A 17113-nucleotide genomic window follows, 5' to 3' on the forward strand; every position below is an offset into this window, starting at 1 on the left:
ACTCATTGATCTACTGCAAACTTAGGAAGTGCCTTACAAACCAGATCACTTGCCTCTGTTACTTTGTCTCGGTAGTAATCCTGGGCCACTTGACTCACGACAGAGGCGCAGAGTCGACGGTAGTAACCTTCTTTCAGGTATTTGGATACTGGGGCATAAGCGGCCTTTAGTCTGAAATCCACTGACCAGCGACAAGCCGTATCCTGATTTACTTCCTGCCCGTGCAGAACGCCCAGGCTAAACATCAGCATTTCCCCTGGTTCAATCACCACCGGAGTCAGCTTAGAGTAATCAAGATCTTTGATAATTTTAGGCGCATACAAAAAGCCCATTTGATTGGCCATCGAACCCTTACCAACCTCCGCAGCAAATTGTTGCTCAAAGCTGGCTAATGGCCAGTGTTGGCTGCCAGGCGCCAACTGTAGTGCCCCCTGTGCATTGTTATGGGTTAGGGGAAAAACACAGGACACTTCATAGGCACTATTACCGTAGAAGGTATCCCAATGAAAACCTATGTTGTCCTGTGGGCACTGAGGGCGTGCTATGCGTAGATAAGGTTTGACCTGAATATCAATATCGGGGCCAAAAATGCTGCGAAATAACGGCAAATTGGCTTCTACCACTTGTTGATGCAAGCCACTCGCGTGCAACCGCTCAAAGAGTTGGTACTGAATGCCCCGGTGTTGTTCATCTGAACTCACCACTTGGTGATAATTTTCCAAGTCTACTTGAGCATCTTGGAAGTATTGACGCAGGTAATCCAAGCACAGACTTTGAATCGCTTTGATGCCATCCTGTTGTTCCAGTGCCACTACGGCAAAGCCATCCCGAACGAAGTTTTCAGCCCAACTCATGTTGACCTCACGCATCCTTAGAAGGGTCCCGTAAACCAGTCGCCTGGTACATCATGGTGTCCCTGACGTGCTAATTGTAAAAAGTCATTTGGCTCAGCGTGCAGCATGTGCCAAACCGTTTGGGCAATCTCTTGAGCACCAAAGTAAAAACTGCGGGTTAGACCATAACTAGTGGGCTCGGGTACATCCGGCATGGCTAACCGTTTAGGCGCGCACTTCAGGGCAGAGAAACAATGCTCTGTCACCCTTGCCAATACTTCAGCGGAGACAGAACAAGTGATCGCCCCGGTATCCAACGCCAACAAACGCCCCGTTTTCTGCACAGAGGTATAAACCGTTGCCCAGTCGATCGGGTTAACGGTACGCAGATCGATCAACTCTGCACTCACTCCCTGCTGCTGCAGGGCTTTCACTGCGTGCATGGCTTCGACACATTGATAGGACAGAGCGACCAGGGTGATATCGGTGCCCTCCTGCAACACCTTGGCTTGGCCAAGGGGAATGCGGAAGTCAGCTTCTTCAGGTACTTCACCGCGTTGATGATGCAGCCAGCGGTGCTCCAGAAAAACCACTGGGTTATCATCAAAGATGCTCGCCAATAGCAGCCCTTTTGCATCCGCGGGGCTGGTTGGCATCACCACCTTCAAGCCAGGGATATGGGCAAACCAGGCATGTAGGCTCTGCGAATGGGTCGGCCCCTGCCCCCATCCTCGTCCTAAAATTAAACGAATCACCATGGGCACGGGGCGCTGACCATTGAACATGTAATGCCACTTGGCAGCACTATTGACCAGCTGATCCATCGCCAATAAGAAAAAGTCGAGTCGTTGATGCACCATCACAGGCCGCATGCCTTGTAGAGCCGCACCAATGCCTATTCCTGTCATAGCATTTTCAGCGGTAGGCATATCAAATACCCGCTCAGGATAGGCCTCTTTTAAACCCGCAGTAGTACCAAAAATACGACGAGGATCATCGACGCCTAAACCATAGCAAAAGACATTGGCATCCTGTTCCATCGCTTGATGCATGGCTTGATTGACTGCCTCAGCATAGGTGAGCACTTGCTTAGCCATTCAGATTCTCCCGATACACCTGGGTATAGGCTTCAGTAGACGCGGGATAGGGCTGACTCTCAGCATCCGCAAAGGCTTGTTGTACCTGTAGCTGCACCTCCACACGCAGTTTGAGACAGTCTTCCATACGCCACTGTCCTTCCTGTTGAAGGCGTTGTTCAAACAAGCTCAGCGGGTCACGAGCCCGCCACTGCAAAAACTCGTTTTCACTGCGATAGCCCAGGTCATTGTCATAGTGAGGTCCACAGTGCTCACGCCAGCGATACGTCGCCAGCTCAACCAGAGCAGGCCCTTGTCCAGCGCGTACCTGTGCTAGAAGCGGAGCGATAGTCGCATAGCAACCAGGCAGATCATTTCCATCCCCCGCCGCACTTTTCAACCCTAATGCGGCAGCTAATTCGGCAATCTTACGATCTTGCGGTTGACGCACCTGCAATGAGGAATACACCGAATAAAGGTTATTTTCACAGACGAAAAGCACCGGCAGTTTTTGCACCACCGCAAAGTTAGCCGCCTCGTAAAAGGCGCCCTCTTCAATCGCCCCATCTCCCAGGTAAACCACTGCCACCTGAGACTCAGCCTGCTGCATTTTTAACGCCAACCCCAAGCCCACTCCAATTGGGATGGTATTACCGACGATTGCCGTACTACCTTTAAAACCAACACGCTCATCGATCAGGTGCATGGAGCCTCCACGGCCACCACTACAGCCGCCTACCCGACCATAAATTTCCGCCAGCATCGCGGTAAGATCACCTCCCTTAGCCAAATAATGTGCATGGCTACGGTGAGTACTAACCGCTAAATCCTGTTGGTTGAGCAAGACCGACATCACTGCCGGCACACCCTCTTGCCCAATCGACAGGTGTGTTGGACAGCGCATCTTGCCTTCTGGATACCGTCGGGCAATTTCCTCTTCCACCTCTCGGATCAGGTAGAGCATCCGTAACAAGCCAGCATGGTTGTCAGAGGGGATCAGGCTTAACGCAGGCTGAGTCATAAAACTACCTAAAGCTGTCAGGGAATAAACCAGTAATAGTCACCGGTGTAACCAACCTTTTTGAAGAAAGCCTTCCATTCATCCACATGCATCATGGTTTTGGCCGTTAGGTTCCAAGCCTCCATGCGCTTTTTCTCTTCATCATTACGATAAGCATCCAGGGTGATAAAGCTGCCTTTACGTGCAACCCGCTCCACTTCCTGTAACGCCACGGCAAGCTCTTCTTCTTCCAGATTGTGCAACGTCGTAATAGAGATGACGACATCAAAGCTGTTGTCGTCAAAGGGTAGTGCTCGCGCATCCGCCACCTGCAGGAAGGGTTTAACCTCCTCCTTGGCATGAGTGATGGCATATTCCGAGATATCGATACCCCTTACGCTAATCCCGGGAATCAAACGCTGCATGTCATAGAGCATAAAGCCTTTCGCACAGCCGACATCCAGTACGGAGCTATTGGCAGTCAAGCCAAAATGAGCTTGGAAGGTTGGAATCACCGGCTCCCAGAAACGGGCCATATAGTGGAAGCCGCCATAACCCGTTTTGCGATCACCATCGAAAAACTCTCGTCCAAATTGACGGGCAATAGCACGGTCTTCTTCCGTTTTTTCCATGCCCCGCTCATCCACGTTCCGCTTGGTACGTGGGTAATTCACCATTAAGTCAATTTCCTGACCCATCTTATGCTCCTTTAACGATGCCAAGACGCAAGCACTGCTGCACCACCTGGGTGGCCACATAGTCCACCTGGGCATCGGTTAGTTCTGGGTAAATCGGTAGGCTAAGAATTCGGCTAGCTTGGCGCTCGGCTACCGGAAAACTTCCACGCTGATAAGGCAGTTGTTTAGCTGCCTGCATCAGGTGTAATGGGATAGGGTAGTGAATTTTGGTATCCACCCCCACCTCCGCCAAAGCCTGCATCAGCTCTGAGCGCTTATCGACCTGGATGACAAAGTTGTGATAAACCGGCTGGTCTTCGGTCCGGTGCAGGGGACAGTGCACAACCTCGGCTAAATGCTGATGATAGACGCGCGCAATCTCGCGAAAACGCGCCGTCCAACGGGACAAGTGAGCAAGCTTAATGTTGCCCAGTGCAGCCTGGAGCGCGTCCAGACGGCTGTTCATCGCCCACTCTTGAGCCTCATCCCGGTTTAGCAGGCCATGGTTACGGAGTAAGCGCATCCGCTCGGCTAATTCTTCATTGGAGGTGCTGATAAAGCCTGCATCCCCCATCAGGTGCAGGTTTTTCAACGGGTGCAGGCTAAAACAGGCGATATCACCTAGGCTCCCTACCTTTCTGCCACGGTAACTAGCATCAATGGCTTGAGCCGCATCCTCAATCAGAGCAATACCGCGTGGACGGGCTATCGCCGCCAAGGCATCCATATCCGCAGGGTTACCAGTCAGGTGTACTACGATGATTGCCTTAGTACGCTGCGTGATGGCTTGTTCAACCTGGATGGGATCAAGATTGTAATCTTCCCCCACATCGGCAAAGCGAATCTCGGCCCCCACTGCTGCGATGGCACCGGCACTGGCAATAAAAGAATTAGGCGCGGTTATCACCTCATCACCAGGACCAATGTTGAGCGCCTTCAAGGCTAATACCAGGGCATCGGTACCGTTGGCTACACTGATTGCCTGACTGGTTTGACACACCTCTGCCAAACCTTGCTCAAAGCGGCTGACTTCATCCCCGAGAATATACTGTCCACTACGCCCAACCCTGACAAAAGCATCCGTCAGCTCTGCTTCAAGCTGCTCAAACTGAGCACCCAAGTTAACAAAGGGCACACGCATCATGAGTAAAACTCCTGAATACAGGCGAAGGTATAGGCCAATTGCTCGTCATTAATGAACTCATGCACTGGCAAAGACAGGCAAGAGTTGGCTAAGGCCTCAGCCTCGGGGAAATCACCTGGCTGATAACCCCAGGGCGCCGCCGCAGGCTGCAAGTGCATTGGGATAGGGTAATGCACCTTGGCATCGATCCCTTTGCCCTGAAGGAAGCGCTGCAACTCATCTCGACGCTCAAAACGCGCCATATAGAGGTGAAACACTCCCACTTTACTGGGGTCACGGCTTGGCAAGGTCACCTGGGGCAAACTAGCCAGAGCTTGATCTAGCCAAGCAGCATGGGCAACTCGCTGCGCGGTAATATGGTCAATTCGCTCATCTAGCAGGTATTGCGCCACCGCCGCCTGGATCGTGTCTAAACGTGAGTTATAGGCCCAGACTTCACAGTGATCACGATCGCGTAAGCCATGGTTGCGCAGTAACGAAAGCTGGCGGTTAAGGGACTCATCATCGGTCAGAATCACCCCTCCATCCCCCCAAACATTGAGGTTTTTCAGGGGATGCATAGAAAAGCACGACACATCGGCCCATTTACCGATCAGTTCTCCCTGATAGCGTGCCTGAATAGCGTGGCAAGCATCCGCCACTACCTTCAAATTATGACGTTGGGCAATCGCCATAATGGCTTCCATATCACAAGGAATCCCAGCCCAGTGCACTGGCATGATGACCTTGGTGCGCTCGGTGATTGCCGCTTCAATCAGGCTGGCATTGATATTGTGGTCAGCACCAATATCGACAAAGACGGGCCGCGCGCCTGCCGTGACAATAGCCCCCACCGTAGCAAAGAAGGTAAAGGGCGTCGTAATGACTTCATCCCCTGCTCCCACCCCCAACGCTTTCAGGGAAAGAAAGAGGGCATCCGTTCCACTGCCTACCCCAATGGCAAAGCGACCGCCATTGCGCTGAGCAAAATCCTGCTCAAAGCGATCAACTGCCGCTCCCAGGGTGAAGTCCCCCTGGCGCACTACCTCGGCGACCTTAGCCAACATCACCTCATAATCGGCAAACTGCTGGGGCAGGTAATTGTGATTGATCGGATACACACCCGTGCGCTGATATTGTTCAGGGTAAAAATTGGTGGCCATTAGGGCTTATGCTCATAGTTCAGAGGTTGCTGAATCAGGTCATCCCAGTAGGTGTTGACCCAGGCCAAAGTCTGCTCCAGTCCCGCCTTCAAACTGAAGGTTTCGCTCCAACCCAACTCTTGGCGAGCCTTCTGGTCAGACATCAAATAACGTAAATCTTTACCGGGGCGATCCTCCGTTACCTCTACCACCGAGGCAAAAGGAATGCCCTGCAAGGCCAGAATTCGCTCCACCAGTTCACGAATGCTGACGAAGCTATCTGTCGAGAAATGATAAACCTGGCCCGGCTCTCCCTTGGCCAACGCCGCCAACAAGGCGCTGGCCACATCCTCGCCATAAATAAAGGCACGGATAGCTTTACCACCACCATGTAGCGGCAGCTTTTTCCCCAAACGGGCATAGATCATAGTGCGCGGAATAATGCGATACAGCTGTTGCCCTGGCCCGTAAAAATTAGAAAAACGGGTAAGTACGACTGGAAAGTCGTACTGGCGGAAGTACGCCTGCAGGTGCATATCGATCGCCGCATGACTCACAGCATAGGGCGTACTCGGACTATAAGGCTGACGCTCGTCAATCAGCTGTTCAGTACTGCCATAGACTTCTGGGGTGGAAACACGCACGTATTTTTTCAGGCTCGAAAGATCTTTCAACAGCAATAACAGACGCGCCTTACTCACCACATTGGTCTGGTACCACTGCTCGGGCTGCTGCCAGCTCTCTGCCACCATGCCCTGCCCAGCCAAGTCCACCACATAGTGTGGCTGCCAGTCTTGGATCAGTGCTGCAATAGCAGGCCAGTCCTGGTTCAAGTCCAGCTGATGAAAGTGATAGTGACTTGCTTCAGGCAAGGCCCGATAAGGATGAAAGGCCGCGCTCTTTTCCGCCGAGCGATTAATACCCAACACAGCCATGCCCGCCTGCAAAGCAGCTTTCACTAAGCAGGAACCAGCAAAGGAGTTAGCTCCCAGCACCAGTAGGCGTTGACCGCTTAGCATGCCATGCCCTCGTCATTAAGCAGACGCATCAGCATGTGGCCGACAATGAGCTGTAAATCCTCCGCAATCTGCATATCGTCCAAGGGGAAGTGAATGGCGACATCAGCCATCGCTTTAGCCTTGCCACCGCTATACCCGAGTAAGGCGTAGGACACCATGCCTTTCGCTTTGGCGACTTCCAAGGCGCGAAGAATGTTGGGGGAATTACCACTGCCTGACAGCACCAGTAACACATCGCCACTGTTGCCTTTTACCTCTAACTGACGGGCAAAAATTTCCGCATAACCCAAATCATTGCCGAGGCAGGTCAGTACAGCACTGTTGGCACTCAAGGCCTCGACCCGCAAGGCTTTCGCTTGCTTGGGGCTGACTCCATACAGGTAATCGTTCGCCAAGTGCATAGCGTTACCCGCACTGCCACCATTGCCACAGATGTAAAGTTGTTTCCCTTCACGAATCAAACGACGGCATTCCTCCGCCAGTTGTTCTACCGGACTCCAATCCGTTGCGGCGAGTACTGATGAAAGGCGATCTGCATAGCTTTGACAAAAGGCGCTCATAGCACCTCCTTTTGCATCCACTTGAGGTTGTACCATCGCTCCTGGTCTTCTAGCTGGCCTGAGCGGTAAGCATCGACGATTTCACGAATGGCATCGTCAACTCGTTTTTTCGGCTTAAAGCCAGTCGCCAAGAGCTTGTCGGAGTTCACCCGATAAGAGCGAGGATCATTCGATGGCGTCACCACAATTTCCGCACCGACATGCTCAACCACATGTTGAGCGATCTCCATGATGGAGATATTTTCAAAGCCAGCGTTATAAACCCCTGTCACCTGCGGGTTATCCAGCAAAAACAGGTAAAGATCGGTGATGTCATCGATATGGATATTAGGTCGGGTCTGATCACCACCAAACACGGTGATACGGCCATTTTTCAGGGCTTGAACCGTCAGCATATTGACCGACACATCCAAGCGCATACGCGGTGACAAACCACAAACCGTGGCTGGGCGCACAATCTGCACACACATGCGATCGGCATAGGACAGCATCACTCGCTCCGCCACCATCTTGGTCTTGTTGTATTCCGAGATGGGCTCCAGGCTGAGGTCTTCCGTCACCTGATCTTCCTCTTTCACACCATAAACGCTGCCAGAAGAGGCATAGATAAAGTGTTTGATGCCACGCCGTGCCGCTTCATCGGCTAGTTGCATGGTAGCCAGCGCGCTGACCTCCCACGTCAACTTGGGATCAAGATCACCACAGGGATCATTAGCTATGGAGGCTAAATGAATAATGGCATCAATGCCCTCCAAGGGTACCTGTTGGAGATGACGCACATCGCCTTTCACTACCGTTAGGGCTGCATGCTCAGGTAAGAAGTTGCCAAACCACTGAGTATCCAAGGCAGTCACCTGATAGCCGGCGGCCAATAGTTTGGGTACCAGGACACTGCCTTTGTAACCACAAGCCCCTGTAACCAATACATGCTTCATAAGACAACCTCTTGTTTTTGCTCATGGGCCTGCTCCCAGGCAGCAAATTCTGCTGCAATCACATCCTGCTGGTCAGGCTCCCAAATAAACTTTTGCCAGGGCTTGGCGGGGGGGAAATTCTCCCCCACTTCCATGCCAAAGCGGCTACGGTGAAACTCTGCCGAAGTAACCGAATATTCAGGTAAATACCATTTGAACATCAGGTAAGGCACCTTGGAGAAATACATTAATGCCGAAGGGCCAGTGTTGATGGTGAGGTTAAGGTAGGCCAGCTCATAAAGCGCCATACGGAAGTTCACATCAAAACTGGCCTGAGGAAAGCTGATATACCCCTGCAATGCAGATGGTAACGGCGCCAGTGCCTTATCCGTATCCCGAACAATCACCACTGCATACTGTTGCTGATCCAGACTGGCAAAGAAGCTGGCCCAAGCCTCGACCTGGGTGTTACGCCCTTGCTGGTAATCATATTCGCGCATGGTAAGGGTCAGCAGTTTGCGACCACCTACTTGCGGTATCAGCCATTGACGCACCTGTTCAAGCGCCTTGGGGGGGGCTTGTAAACACAGGGGATCTCCTCCCGCCTGCCAGGCTGGATAGAGCAAAGTCATCTTGTGCTCATCCTGCGGATGGTCAAGATCATAGTCTGTTGGGAAGCAGGCACTGGCACGCGCTTGCAGCGCACGTGCTTCCTGGCGATAGGCCAGACGACTACAGCCCACACAACTTGGCAACAAGCGAAAGACCCCAGCGACGATATAATCCTGGCGCCAGTGCACTTCACTCATACCACCATAGCGCCATAGGTCTCCAGGTCGCCCCCCTGCAATCAATGAAGGCACAATCACAAAATGAATACCCTGTTTGCCCAGACGTTGACGCTCCATTTCTGCTCGGGCGGCAAACACAGCGGAGTCATAGGTCGAGGGATTCATGGCCAGATCATAAAAGGCGTAAAGGACTTGCTCGTGATCCAGCAAGTTAATGCCGATTTCATCGGCTTCCAGAATGCGGTCTTCCTCATGGAAGTACCAGGCAACCTGGGTCAGAGGAATGCCATGCTGCTGTAACGCAGTGAGAATCGCGTTGAGGTAAGTGGAAGCAATAATAATCCGGCTGAGTCCCGATGCGGCTAATTCCTCCAGCCCCATCACTGGCTGGCCCATGAACTCCCCACCACCCTGGGTCGCAGCAAAACACACCTCGCCCAGGCTTTGACCATGGTTAGCCAAAAGTTGTGAGGCGGCGCCTCCCGTGCCATAGACAACCGTCTTGGCGCAAACGTCAACCATCAGACACTCCCTATGTTCAGGCTCGCAGCAACCGTCCCAGGCGTGGCAATAACGCCTCGCCATCCCAAATGGGATGAAAGCGCAGGGCTTCCCCCATTGGCTCGATGCGATCCAGGCCCATTACTCTGTGGTTAACGGCCCAATTAACTAATTCTTCACGTTGCCAGCCAAAAAAAGTTGCACTCTGATGCACAGGCGCCAACTGAGTCGCCAGCTCATCCAACTGTTGCAGCGATAACTCGTAAAACAATCCTAAGCCGGGATGCAACTGCTGCTGGGCATCACTTAAACACTGAACCCGACAGCGCTGCCAGCCAAGCTGAGGGTCAGCTGCTGCATCCGCCTCAAGTAAACCTTCCAGTGCTAAGCGTTGGCACGCCAGCTCCCGCTCAAGTAATGCGGCCTCAGGCCAGGCCGGTGCCGCAGGGCTGATAGCCTGCCAAAAATGCTGCTGAGCCTCACTGACCTGCTCCTTCGTGCCAACCCACACCAGCGTGCGCGGCGAAGAACAAGCCTGTTGTTGCAGGCTAAACGCATCACGGATAAAGGCCGCTGCCCAATGCTCAGCAGGCTGCTGCAGAATAGCCTCCGCTTTGAGCAGGGCTAAAGAGTGTTTATGCCCCATCAGCAACTCTTGGCAATGGGCGGACTTCGGCCACTGGCTTAAACGCGCCAGGCTGGCATCACTGCCCCAAAACACGCGCATGTCGACTGCCGCCGCCAGAGCCTGCAAGGCAGGTTCATTATGCTCACTGCGAAATAGATGCAAGCGGGTCAGGCAGGACTGGTGCTCCGGCTGTTGGCTCAGCTGCTCCAACAGTGCAATCAAGACTGCTTCGTCCTCACCCTGTTGTGACGCCAAGCGTACCCAGCAGTGATTACCCATCCACAGCGCCAGGAGGGCAACATAAATAAACAGCAAATCCACATTAGCAGGGGCAATCTGTAATACCTGCCCCCTTGGGCGCCAATGGCCATGAGGGGGCAAGGTATGCGCCATTGCTTGTAAGTTTGCGGGCCGCAGCCAAAAACCCAGTGCTTTTAAGGTAGGTGAGGATTGCTGTAGTAGTTGTTGTCCCAGTACGGTCAACGTCTCTGTACTTTCAACCGCCAGAGGAGCGGCTAACGAAAAAGGCTGTTGCCAATCCGCCGGATTAAAGCGCCACTGCATGTTGCTCTCCTGCTGTCACCGCAACAGTGTCACTACAACCACGTTGCTCGGCCCGCGCCACCCGTCCCAACACACTGAAGTAGCGGCCCGGACGACCGCAGGGGCAATCGTCTTGGCCAAGAATACGACCGCGGTCTTCGGTCAAAATAGAGTGCCCGGGGTAAGATAGCGGCAAGGCCGAGAGTACCTGAATCACACCCTCTTCCCCCACCGGCAGGGGGGCTAAATCCCCCGCTCGGCGAATCACCACCTCAGCAAAGGCTGGGCTATGCAGATGGCCATGCTCACATTCCACAAAGACCGAACCTACCTGTTCAACCATGCCGTAAAAGTTGTGCACCCGCGCCATACCCGTTAGCTGCCGTACCTGCTGCTTAAACTGCTGATTATTAACCGCAAGCTGTTGCAGTTTTTTCCACCCCCCACCATGAACGAGAACGCCTTGGCTGAGGTCCAATTGCCGCCCTTGTTGTGCCAACGCCTGCAACCATTGCCACACCATGAAAGTAAAGCCAAAGACCAGGATTGGCCCGCCCTGATGACGCGCCAACCAATCATCCAACGCTGGCCAATTCGGGCTGAGATCATCATTAAGGGCATAGCAGAGTTGGCGGCCAAAAATCTGCATTCCCTGGATTCCTGCCCCGCGGGCCGAAAAACTGGCACGATCACGTATCACGTTAGGGTGATCAATGATCAGCATCGGCAGGCGTTCTTTACCTAACCAATGCTGCATGATGCGCACCAGCGCCTTGGCCTGAGCACTGGCCGTTTCACTGTCGAGCAAAATACGCGACACCTTGGCCGAGCTGGTGCCTGAAGAGGTCAACACCTTAATCACCTGCTCAGCAGGAACGGAGCGCAACTCATACTCTTTAAACAGACGGACATGCAGAGGAATACAGTCGTGCCAGGCTTGCCATGGAACTGGCTTTCCAGGCTGTTCAGCCACAAAGCGCCGTTGTAGTTGTTGATAGGCAGGACACTGCTGTAAGTGCCAACTGTGCAGCTGATATAAGCGAGGTAATAGCCAAGCTGCCTTGCTGGTTTGATCAAAGCCGTAAACCGGCTGCTGCCAAAAAGCCTCGTCAAAGGTGGGGCGTTCCCTGCTCATGAAGTCTGTGAATCCCCCGCAGCCTCCCACAGCTGTTGCAACTGTTGGTAATCGGTTTTGCCTGCATGGGTCAGCGGAATCGGCCCTGTCAGCCTGACATGCACCACCGAAGGATGAAATCCAAACTGCTGCTGTAACTGTTGACGCAAGCGGGTGCTGACATTGGCGAGGTCGTCTTCCGCTTCGACCAACGCCAACTGCAAACATTGATCCTGACCAATACAGGCAAGCTGCCAACCTTGACGCTGTAACCAGCGTTCAACTTCATCCAGGTTTACCCGCAAGCCAAATAGCTTGATGAAACGTTTTTTACGCCCACAAATGCAATAAAGCCCCGCTTCATTACGCAAAGCGATATCGCCGGTATGCAGCCACTCCAGCTCCGGCCCTTGGCTTAAATCAGCGCGGCTACTGGCATACCCCATCATCACATTGGGGCCTCGGTAGACTAACTCACCGGCTTGATTGCAACCTTCAATTGGCTGTCCCTGCTCATCCCAGAGTTGCAGCTCACCACCAGGAATAGGGATACCAATCGACTCTGGATAGGCCGCAACTAACGACCAGGGTAAGTAGCTAATCCGGGCAGTGGCCTCTGTTTGGCCATACATAGGGATAAAGCGCATCTCCCGTGCTTCAGCGAACTCGCTCCAACGACTGATTTTTTCTTCCGCAAGCTTTCCACCTGCCTGGGTTAAACAGGTCAGGCTGGGGGGGCAGATACGCTCAAAATGCAGACGTTCTAACATTTCATAATGGAAGGGAACCCCCGAGAGACTGGTAATGCTTTGCTCCCTGGCCCACTGCCAAAAAGGCCTTTCCATCATGGAGTACGGGCACAGTACCAGCGCTGCCCCCACCAATAAGTGGGAGTTAACAATGGAAAGCCCATAGGAATATGACAAGGGTAGGTGCACCAGCGGACGTTCCTGGTCATCTAACTCCAGATACTGGGCAATAGAACAGGCATTGGCCTCTAGGTTGCTGTAACTGAGGCGCACCTGCTTGGGGGAACCAGTGCTGCCAGAGGTAGAAAGCAGCACTGCTAAGTCCGGGTGCAAAGGAGGCAAAGGTTCCTGCTGCGCCTGTCGCTGTGGTAACTGCATCCCAGGACGCCACAACCAACGCGGCTGATAAAGCTCCAGCAATTGCTGCAGTGACTCTTCTTGAATATCTGCCGGCTGCAGCATCACCGCTTGCCCTGTACGCAGCGCGGCCAGATACACAACCAACGCCTGCATGGACTGGTCTGCCACCAGCAAGATCAAGCATTTGCTGCCTGTTAACTGCTCTGCCACCTCATCGCAAGCCTCCGCTAACTCGGCGTAGCTCATAAACCCCTGTGGGTGAATCAGCGCAGTATGCTCAGGCCATTGAGTCAAGCGGTCGGCAAACATCATAGGCGCATTCCCCCATCTATCCCGATCACCTGACCGGTGATAAAACTGGCTCGCTCTGAGGCCAAAAACACCACCAACTCAGCCACCTCATGCGCTTGTCCTAAACGTCGTAATGCGGTGTGCTCTTGCAACCGCTGGCGTTGTTCTGCTTGATAGCCTGCGGTCAGGGCAGTCTCAATAAAACCGGGAGCAACCGCATTCACGCGAATTCCCAAGGGCCCTAGCTCCTGCGCTAAGGATTTGGTCAGGCTGCTCACGCCAGCCTTACTGGCAGCATAGGCAGCTTGGCCCGCACTGCCTTGCTCCCCCACCCAGGAGGCAAGATTGATAATGGCACCCTGACGTTTCCGCATCATGCTGCGTGCAGCCAGTTGGCTGGCGTGCAAAGGAGCCAACGTATTCACCCGCCATTGCGCCTCAGCATCGATTAAACGTGTCATCGCCAAGGGGGCATCTTTCATCATGCCGGCATTATTGACCAGCACATCAAGTTGTATGCCCTGCTGTTGTAGTTGGCGAAACACCTGGGTCATCCCCTCCGCGTCCGTCACATCCACCTCAAATAACTGCACTGTGCTCTTAACACTTTGGTGCAGTTCAGCAGCCAAGGCTTCAAGGGCTGAGCGTTGACGACCGAGTAAAATCAGCGCTGCGCCTTCCCGTGCAGCAGCCCTGGCAATTGCCGCGCCGATACCCTGCGCGGCACCTGTGATCATCACCTGCAGCCCGCTAAGCAGCATTCTGATTACGCCTCAACATGGTACTTGCTAAGGATTTGTCGAGCCTTGGCAACGGAGCTCATATCGATGATGTCATCCGTATCCAGCATGACACCAAAGGCGTTTTCCAACTCTGCCACCAGAATCATGTGAGCAGTTGAGTCCCAGGCCGGGATACTGTTATAGGTCAATTCATCGCTAATCTGGCTCGCCTCTAGCCCTAATGCTTGAGCGAAAACTTGATACAACTTAGCCGGCTCGTTCATCCAAACTCTCTTCTATTAAGGCTTGCACACCCCCACAGAGGGGCGTGACTGTACGTTGGTACGGGTTAACAGGGCTTTAATGCGATCTGCTTGACGGTAAGAACCCGCATCCAAACATTGCAATACATGAGCGTGCGGCAATTCAGCAGAAGCCGCTATCCGCTCTACTTCCTGATAGCCAAGGCTGGCGTTAAAGCGCAACGCACTCTGATTATCGGCTAAGACTCTGGCCCAGAGCTTCACTCCTGGCTGTAATTGAAAACACCAGTCATTCAAAGCCAGAGCGGGTGCAAAAGACAGAATAGGACTCAAAGACGCAGCAAGCTCAGGAATCCGATAAATTGCTGCCTCCAAGTCCGTACTGCGGCTCAGGTTGCCCCCATCACGGCTACAGACACTCGCCACGGCTAAGGGTTGCTGCTGATAAAACGCCACATACATGGCCAGATCATCACGAGAAGGTAGCCGCTGCAGCCACTGTTGATGTTGACCAGCACTAATCAGGGTCTGGCTAAACATATAGCGACGCACATCCTGGTGATTACGCCAGTCACGCAGCTTATCCGCATAATGCGGCTCGCGGGCTAACAAGGGTAGTAACGGTTGCAACACCACCTGGTAAGCGGCAATAGCTTGCTGTGACTGCATGGTTCTCCCCACTTTGGCCCTTGTTTTAACCCCGCTTGAGCCTGCCGCTTAAGGCGTGCACGCTCAAGTCAGCGCTTGCTGCATCAAACGGGCAACACGACGGGCGCCCTGTCCATCCACCAGCCCATCAGCCCGTTGCTGCATCGCTGCCAAACCTGAGGGCTGGTGCCATAACTGGATAGCTCGAGCAACTGCATGCGCCAGGTGATTCGGTAGGCGCACATCAAACACCTCACACCAGCCACGCTCAGCGTGTAAATGCGCTGCCTCTAGCTGATTATCGGCGACCACCAACAGAACTGAAGGTACCTGCCAGTAGGCCAGCTCTAACAAGGTTGAACCTGCAGCGGTTAATGCCAAACGACTGCGCTGCAAGGATGGCATCAGGCTAAGCAAATCGTGCTGATGTCTATAACCCTGTTGCTGGCAATACTGCTCAACCTCTTGCCAGGCGACCATTCCCGGGCCGGTCACTACCTCAACACTGCTTGAAAAGTCCATTTCTTTCAGTAGTTTAAGCGTAGGCAAGGTTAACCCAAAGGCGTCAGTCGCGCCAAAATTTATAAATAGGGAGGTGGGGCTGACGGATCGGGATGGACGCTGCCAATAGTCCTGACGTAGTAAGACAAAGTCCAAACCCGCCAGTAGCTGCGCTGGACCATAATTCTGATAGTGAGCTTGCGGGGTGGTATTCAACACCCAGTCTAGTTCCGCCGCTCCCTCTTGGTTCAAATCGTCAATCCAAAGCGTCCGCACCTGCTCAGGTAAAAATTGCTTTAATGCTTGACGATAGCGGTGGTCAAAATGATAGCCATCTAATACTAGCCAATCGCTCTGCTGCGCAATTGCCCAGTCCGCCGTTTGCCTGGCATCCTCCAGGGTGGCTGCACTGGCCTGCAAGCCATAGGCTGGTATAGCGAGCTGCTGCAGGCGAGCCAGTAAATTCGCCGGGCTTTGTTGATAACACCATTGCACCTCTCCCCCTTGCTCCTGGCAGGCCTGCGCTAATGCCAGCGAGCGCAACCAATGTCCACCTCCCATAGTGGCAGAGGCATCGACCCGAAAGAGTACACGTATCGTCATCGGTTTAGTCCAGCATATCCCAACTCAGGGGGGTACCCTTACTCAGGCCACGACGGGCACGACGACCAAGCACCCTGTCCCAGTGCTTAGGGGCCAACCCTAAGCCTGGACGAATAATGCGTAAGTTCGCTTCAGTGAGGAGCTCTCCGGCTCGGACATCTTCAGCAATATAGAGTGAGCGACGAAACTTTTTCGACGCCTGCTCGCTCTGCCCCTGACCATAACTGACACGCCCTAACGCCAATCTGGCTCGCGCACTTTCTTCCACCAGCTGTTTTAACTCTGCCGGCTCAAGAGAGAATGCAGCATCCACTCCCCCACCTTGACGATCCAGCACAAAGTGCTTTTCGATCATAACCGCACCCTGTGCCACCGCTGCCAAGGGAACCGCCAGCCCCAGGGTGTGATCCGACAACCCAACCGCACAATCAAAGAGTTCTCGCATATGCGCTAACGTGCGCAGGTTGGCATCTTCCACCGGCGCAGGGTAGGCACTGGTACATTTAAGCAAAGTGATGGGGCCGCAGCCGGCGGCACGGGCACAGTTAACGGCCTCTTCCAACTCAGCAACCGAGGCCATGCCGGTTGACATGATCAATGGCTTACCGGTTTGCGCCACCTTACGAATCAAAGGCAAATCATTGTTTTCAAAAGAAGCAATTTTGTAGCAGGGCACTTGCAGCTGCTCTAAGAAGTCAACCGCACTGGCATCAAAGGGCGTACTAAAAGCTTCCATTCCCAGGGCACGGGCACGCTCAAACAGTGGCTGATGCCACTCCCAGGGTGTTGATGCTTGTTGATAGAGTTGGTACAGGCTGGCACCTTGCCACAGATTATCGACATCACTGATAAAGAACTCACCTTCACTGACATCAAGAGTCATGGTGTCAGCAGTGTAGGTTTGTAGCTTGATCGCATGGGCGCCAGCCGCTGCCGCGGCCTCTACCATCGCCAGTGCAGTTTGCAAGGATTGACCATGGTTGCCAGAGAGTTCAGCAATCACAAAAGGGCTTTCCTCGTCCCCGACCCAATGTTGTCCAAGTTGAAAGCGCATC

At 53.5% G+C, this 17113-nt stretch carries 18 protein-coding genes; all 18 read right to left on the reverse strand.

Annotated elements, in window-relative coordinates; all coding sequences use genetic code 11:
- Positions 1–2: 2 nt before the first annotated feature.
- The 18 genes from Q334_RS0108135 to pseI all read right to left on the reverse strand — a co-directional run bounded on the left by Q334_RS0108135 (position 3) and on the right by pseI (position 17112).
- On the reverse strand, positions 3–854 hold the full coding sequence (locus tag Q334_RS0108135) for a 2OG-Fe(II) oxygenase family protein (protein WP_027312771.1): 852 nt from the start codon (positions 852–854) through the stop codon (positions 3–5).
- A 17-nt stretch (positions 855–871) separates the two neighbouring features.
- A complete protein-coding gene (locus Q334_RS0108140; RefSeq protein WP_027312772.1) occupies positions 872–1930 on the reverse strand; it encodes an alpha-ketoacid dehydrogenase subunit beta in 1059 nt (352 codons plus the stop codon).
- Positions 1923–2930 carry a thiamine pyrophosphate-dependent dehydrogenase E1 component subunit alpha gene (locus Q334_RS0108145; protein ID WP_081414398.1) on the reverse strand — a complete coding sequence of 336 codons (1008 nt, stop codon included), beginning with the start codon at positions 2928–2930 and terminating at the stop codon, positions 1923–1925. Before Q334_RS0108145 ends, Q334_RS0108140 begins: the two co-directional genes overlap by 8 nt.
- A gap of 17 nt (positions 2931–2947) precedes the next feature.
- Positions 2948–3607: a class I SAM-dependent methyltransferase gene (locus Q334_RS0108150; RefSeq protein WP_027312774.1), complete on the reverse strand. Its 660-nt coding sequence runs from the start codon at positions 3605–3607 to the stop codon at positions 2948–2950.
- A 1-nt stretch (position 3608) separates the two neighbouring features.
- Positions 3609–4730, reverse strand: a complete 1122-nt coding sequence (locus Q334_RS0108155; RefSeq protein WP_051527631.1) for a DegT/DnrJ/EryC1/StrS family aminotransferase — start codon at positions 4728–4730, stop codon at positions 3609–3611.
- Positions 4727–5872 carry a DegT/DnrJ/EryC1/StrS family aminotransferase gene (locus tag Q334_RS0108160; RefSeq protein WP_051527632.1) on the reverse strand — a complete coding sequence of 382 codons (1146 nt, stop codon included), beginning with the start codon at positions 5870–5872 and terminating at the stop codon, positions 4727–4729. Before Q334_RS0108160 ends, Q334_RS0108155 begins: the two co-directional genes overlap by 4 nt.
- The gene (locus tag Q334_RS0108165; RefSeq protein WP_027312777.1) at positions 5872–6870 is read right to left on the reverse strand and encodes a GDP-mannose 4,6-dehydratase; all 999 of its coding nucleotides are present in this window, start codon (positions 6868–6870) and stop codon (positions 5872–5874) included. Before Q334_RS0108165 ends, Q334_RS0108160 begins: the two co-directional genes overlap by 1 nt.
- Positions 6864–7430, reverse strand: a complete 567-nt coding sequence (locus tag Q334_RS0108170) for an SIS domain-containing protein (RefSeq protein ID WP_027312778.1) — start codon at positions 7428–7430, stop codon at positions 6864–6866. Before Q334_RS0108170 ends, Q334_RS0108165 begins: the two co-directional genes overlap by 7 nt.
- Positions 7427–8365: an NAD-dependent epimerase/dehydratase family protein gene (locus tag Q334_RS0108175; RefSeq protein ID WP_027312779.1), complete on the reverse strand. Its 939-nt coding sequence runs from the start codon at positions 8363–8365 to the stop codon at positions 7427–7429. Before Q334_RS0108175 ends, Q334_RS0108170 begins: the two co-directional genes overlap by 4 nt.
- Complete coding sequence (locus Q334_RS0108180; protein WP_027312780.1) at positions 8362–9657, reverse strand: hypothetical protein; 1296 nt, start codon at positions 9655–9657, stop codon at positions 8362–8364. The genes Q334_RS0108175 and Q334_RS0108180 overlap by 4 nt, the downstream gene beginning before the upstream one ends.
- Positions 9658–9673: 16 nt before the next feature.
- Positions 9674–10828 carry an acyl-CoA reductase gene (locus Q334_RS0108185; RefSeq protein ID WP_027312781.1) on the reverse strand — a complete coding sequence of 385 codons (1155 nt, stop codon included), beginning with the start codon at positions 10826–10828 and terminating at the stop codon, positions 9674–9676.
- Positions 10812–11942: a LuxE/PaaK family acyltransferase gene (locus Q334_RS18490; RefSeq protein ID WP_051527633.1), complete on the reverse strand. Its 1131-nt coding sequence runs from the start codon at positions 11940–11942 to the stop codon at positions 10812–10814. The genes Q334_RS0108185 and Q334_RS18490 overlap by 17 nt, the downstream gene beginning before the upstream one ends.
- Entirely contained in the window at positions 11939–13342 is a 1404-nt protein-coding gene (locus Q334_RS0108195) for an AMP-binding protein (RefSeq protein WP_051527634.1), read from the reverse strand. The genes Q334_RS18490 and Q334_RS0108195 overlap by 4 nt, the downstream gene beginning before the upstream one ends.
- Positions 13339–14058 carry an SDR family NAD(P)-dependent oxidoreductase gene (locus Q334_RS0108200; RefSeq protein WP_162157429.1) on the reverse strand — a complete coding sequence of 240 codons (720 nt, stop codon included), beginning with the start codon at positions 14056–14058 and terminating at the stop codon, positions 13339–13341. Before Q334_RS0108200 ends, Q334_RS0108195 begins: the two co-directional genes overlap by 4 nt.
- A 29-nt stretch (positions 14059–14087) precedes the next feature.
- Entirely contained in the window at positions 14088–14327 is a 240-nt protein-coding gene (locus tag Q334_RS0108205; RefSeq protein ID WP_027312784.1) for an acyl carrier protein, read from the reverse strand.
- A 15-nt stretch (positions 14328–14342) separates the two neighbouring features.
- Positions 14343–14975: a hypothetical protein gene (locus tag Q334_RS0108210; protein ID WP_027312785.1), complete on the reverse strand. Its 633-nt coding sequence runs from the start codon at positions 14973–14975 to the stop codon at positions 14343–14345.
- Positions 14976–15038: 63 nt separating this feature from the next.
- Positions 15039–16058, reverse strand: coding sequence for a UDP-2,4-diacetamido-2,4,6-trideoxy-beta-L-altropyranose hydrolase (pseG, locus tag Q334_RS0108215; RefSeq protein WP_027312786.1), 1020 nt, complete (start codon positions 16056–16058; stop codon positions 15039–15041).
- A gap of 4 nt (positions 16059–16062) precedes the next feature.
- Positions 16063–17112 (reverse strand): pseudaminic acid synthase, encoded by a 1050-nt coding sequence (gene pseI / locus Q334_RS0108220; protein WP_027312787.1) that lies wholly within the window; start codon positions 17110–17112, stop codon positions 16063–16065.
- Between the last annotated feature and the right edge of the window lies 1 nt (position 17113).

Source organism: Balneatrix alpica DSM 16621, assembly GCF_000619885.1.
Classification (GTDB): Bacteria; Pseudomonadota; Gammaproteobacteria; order Pseudomonadales; family Balneatricaceae; genus Balneatrix; species Balneatrix alpica.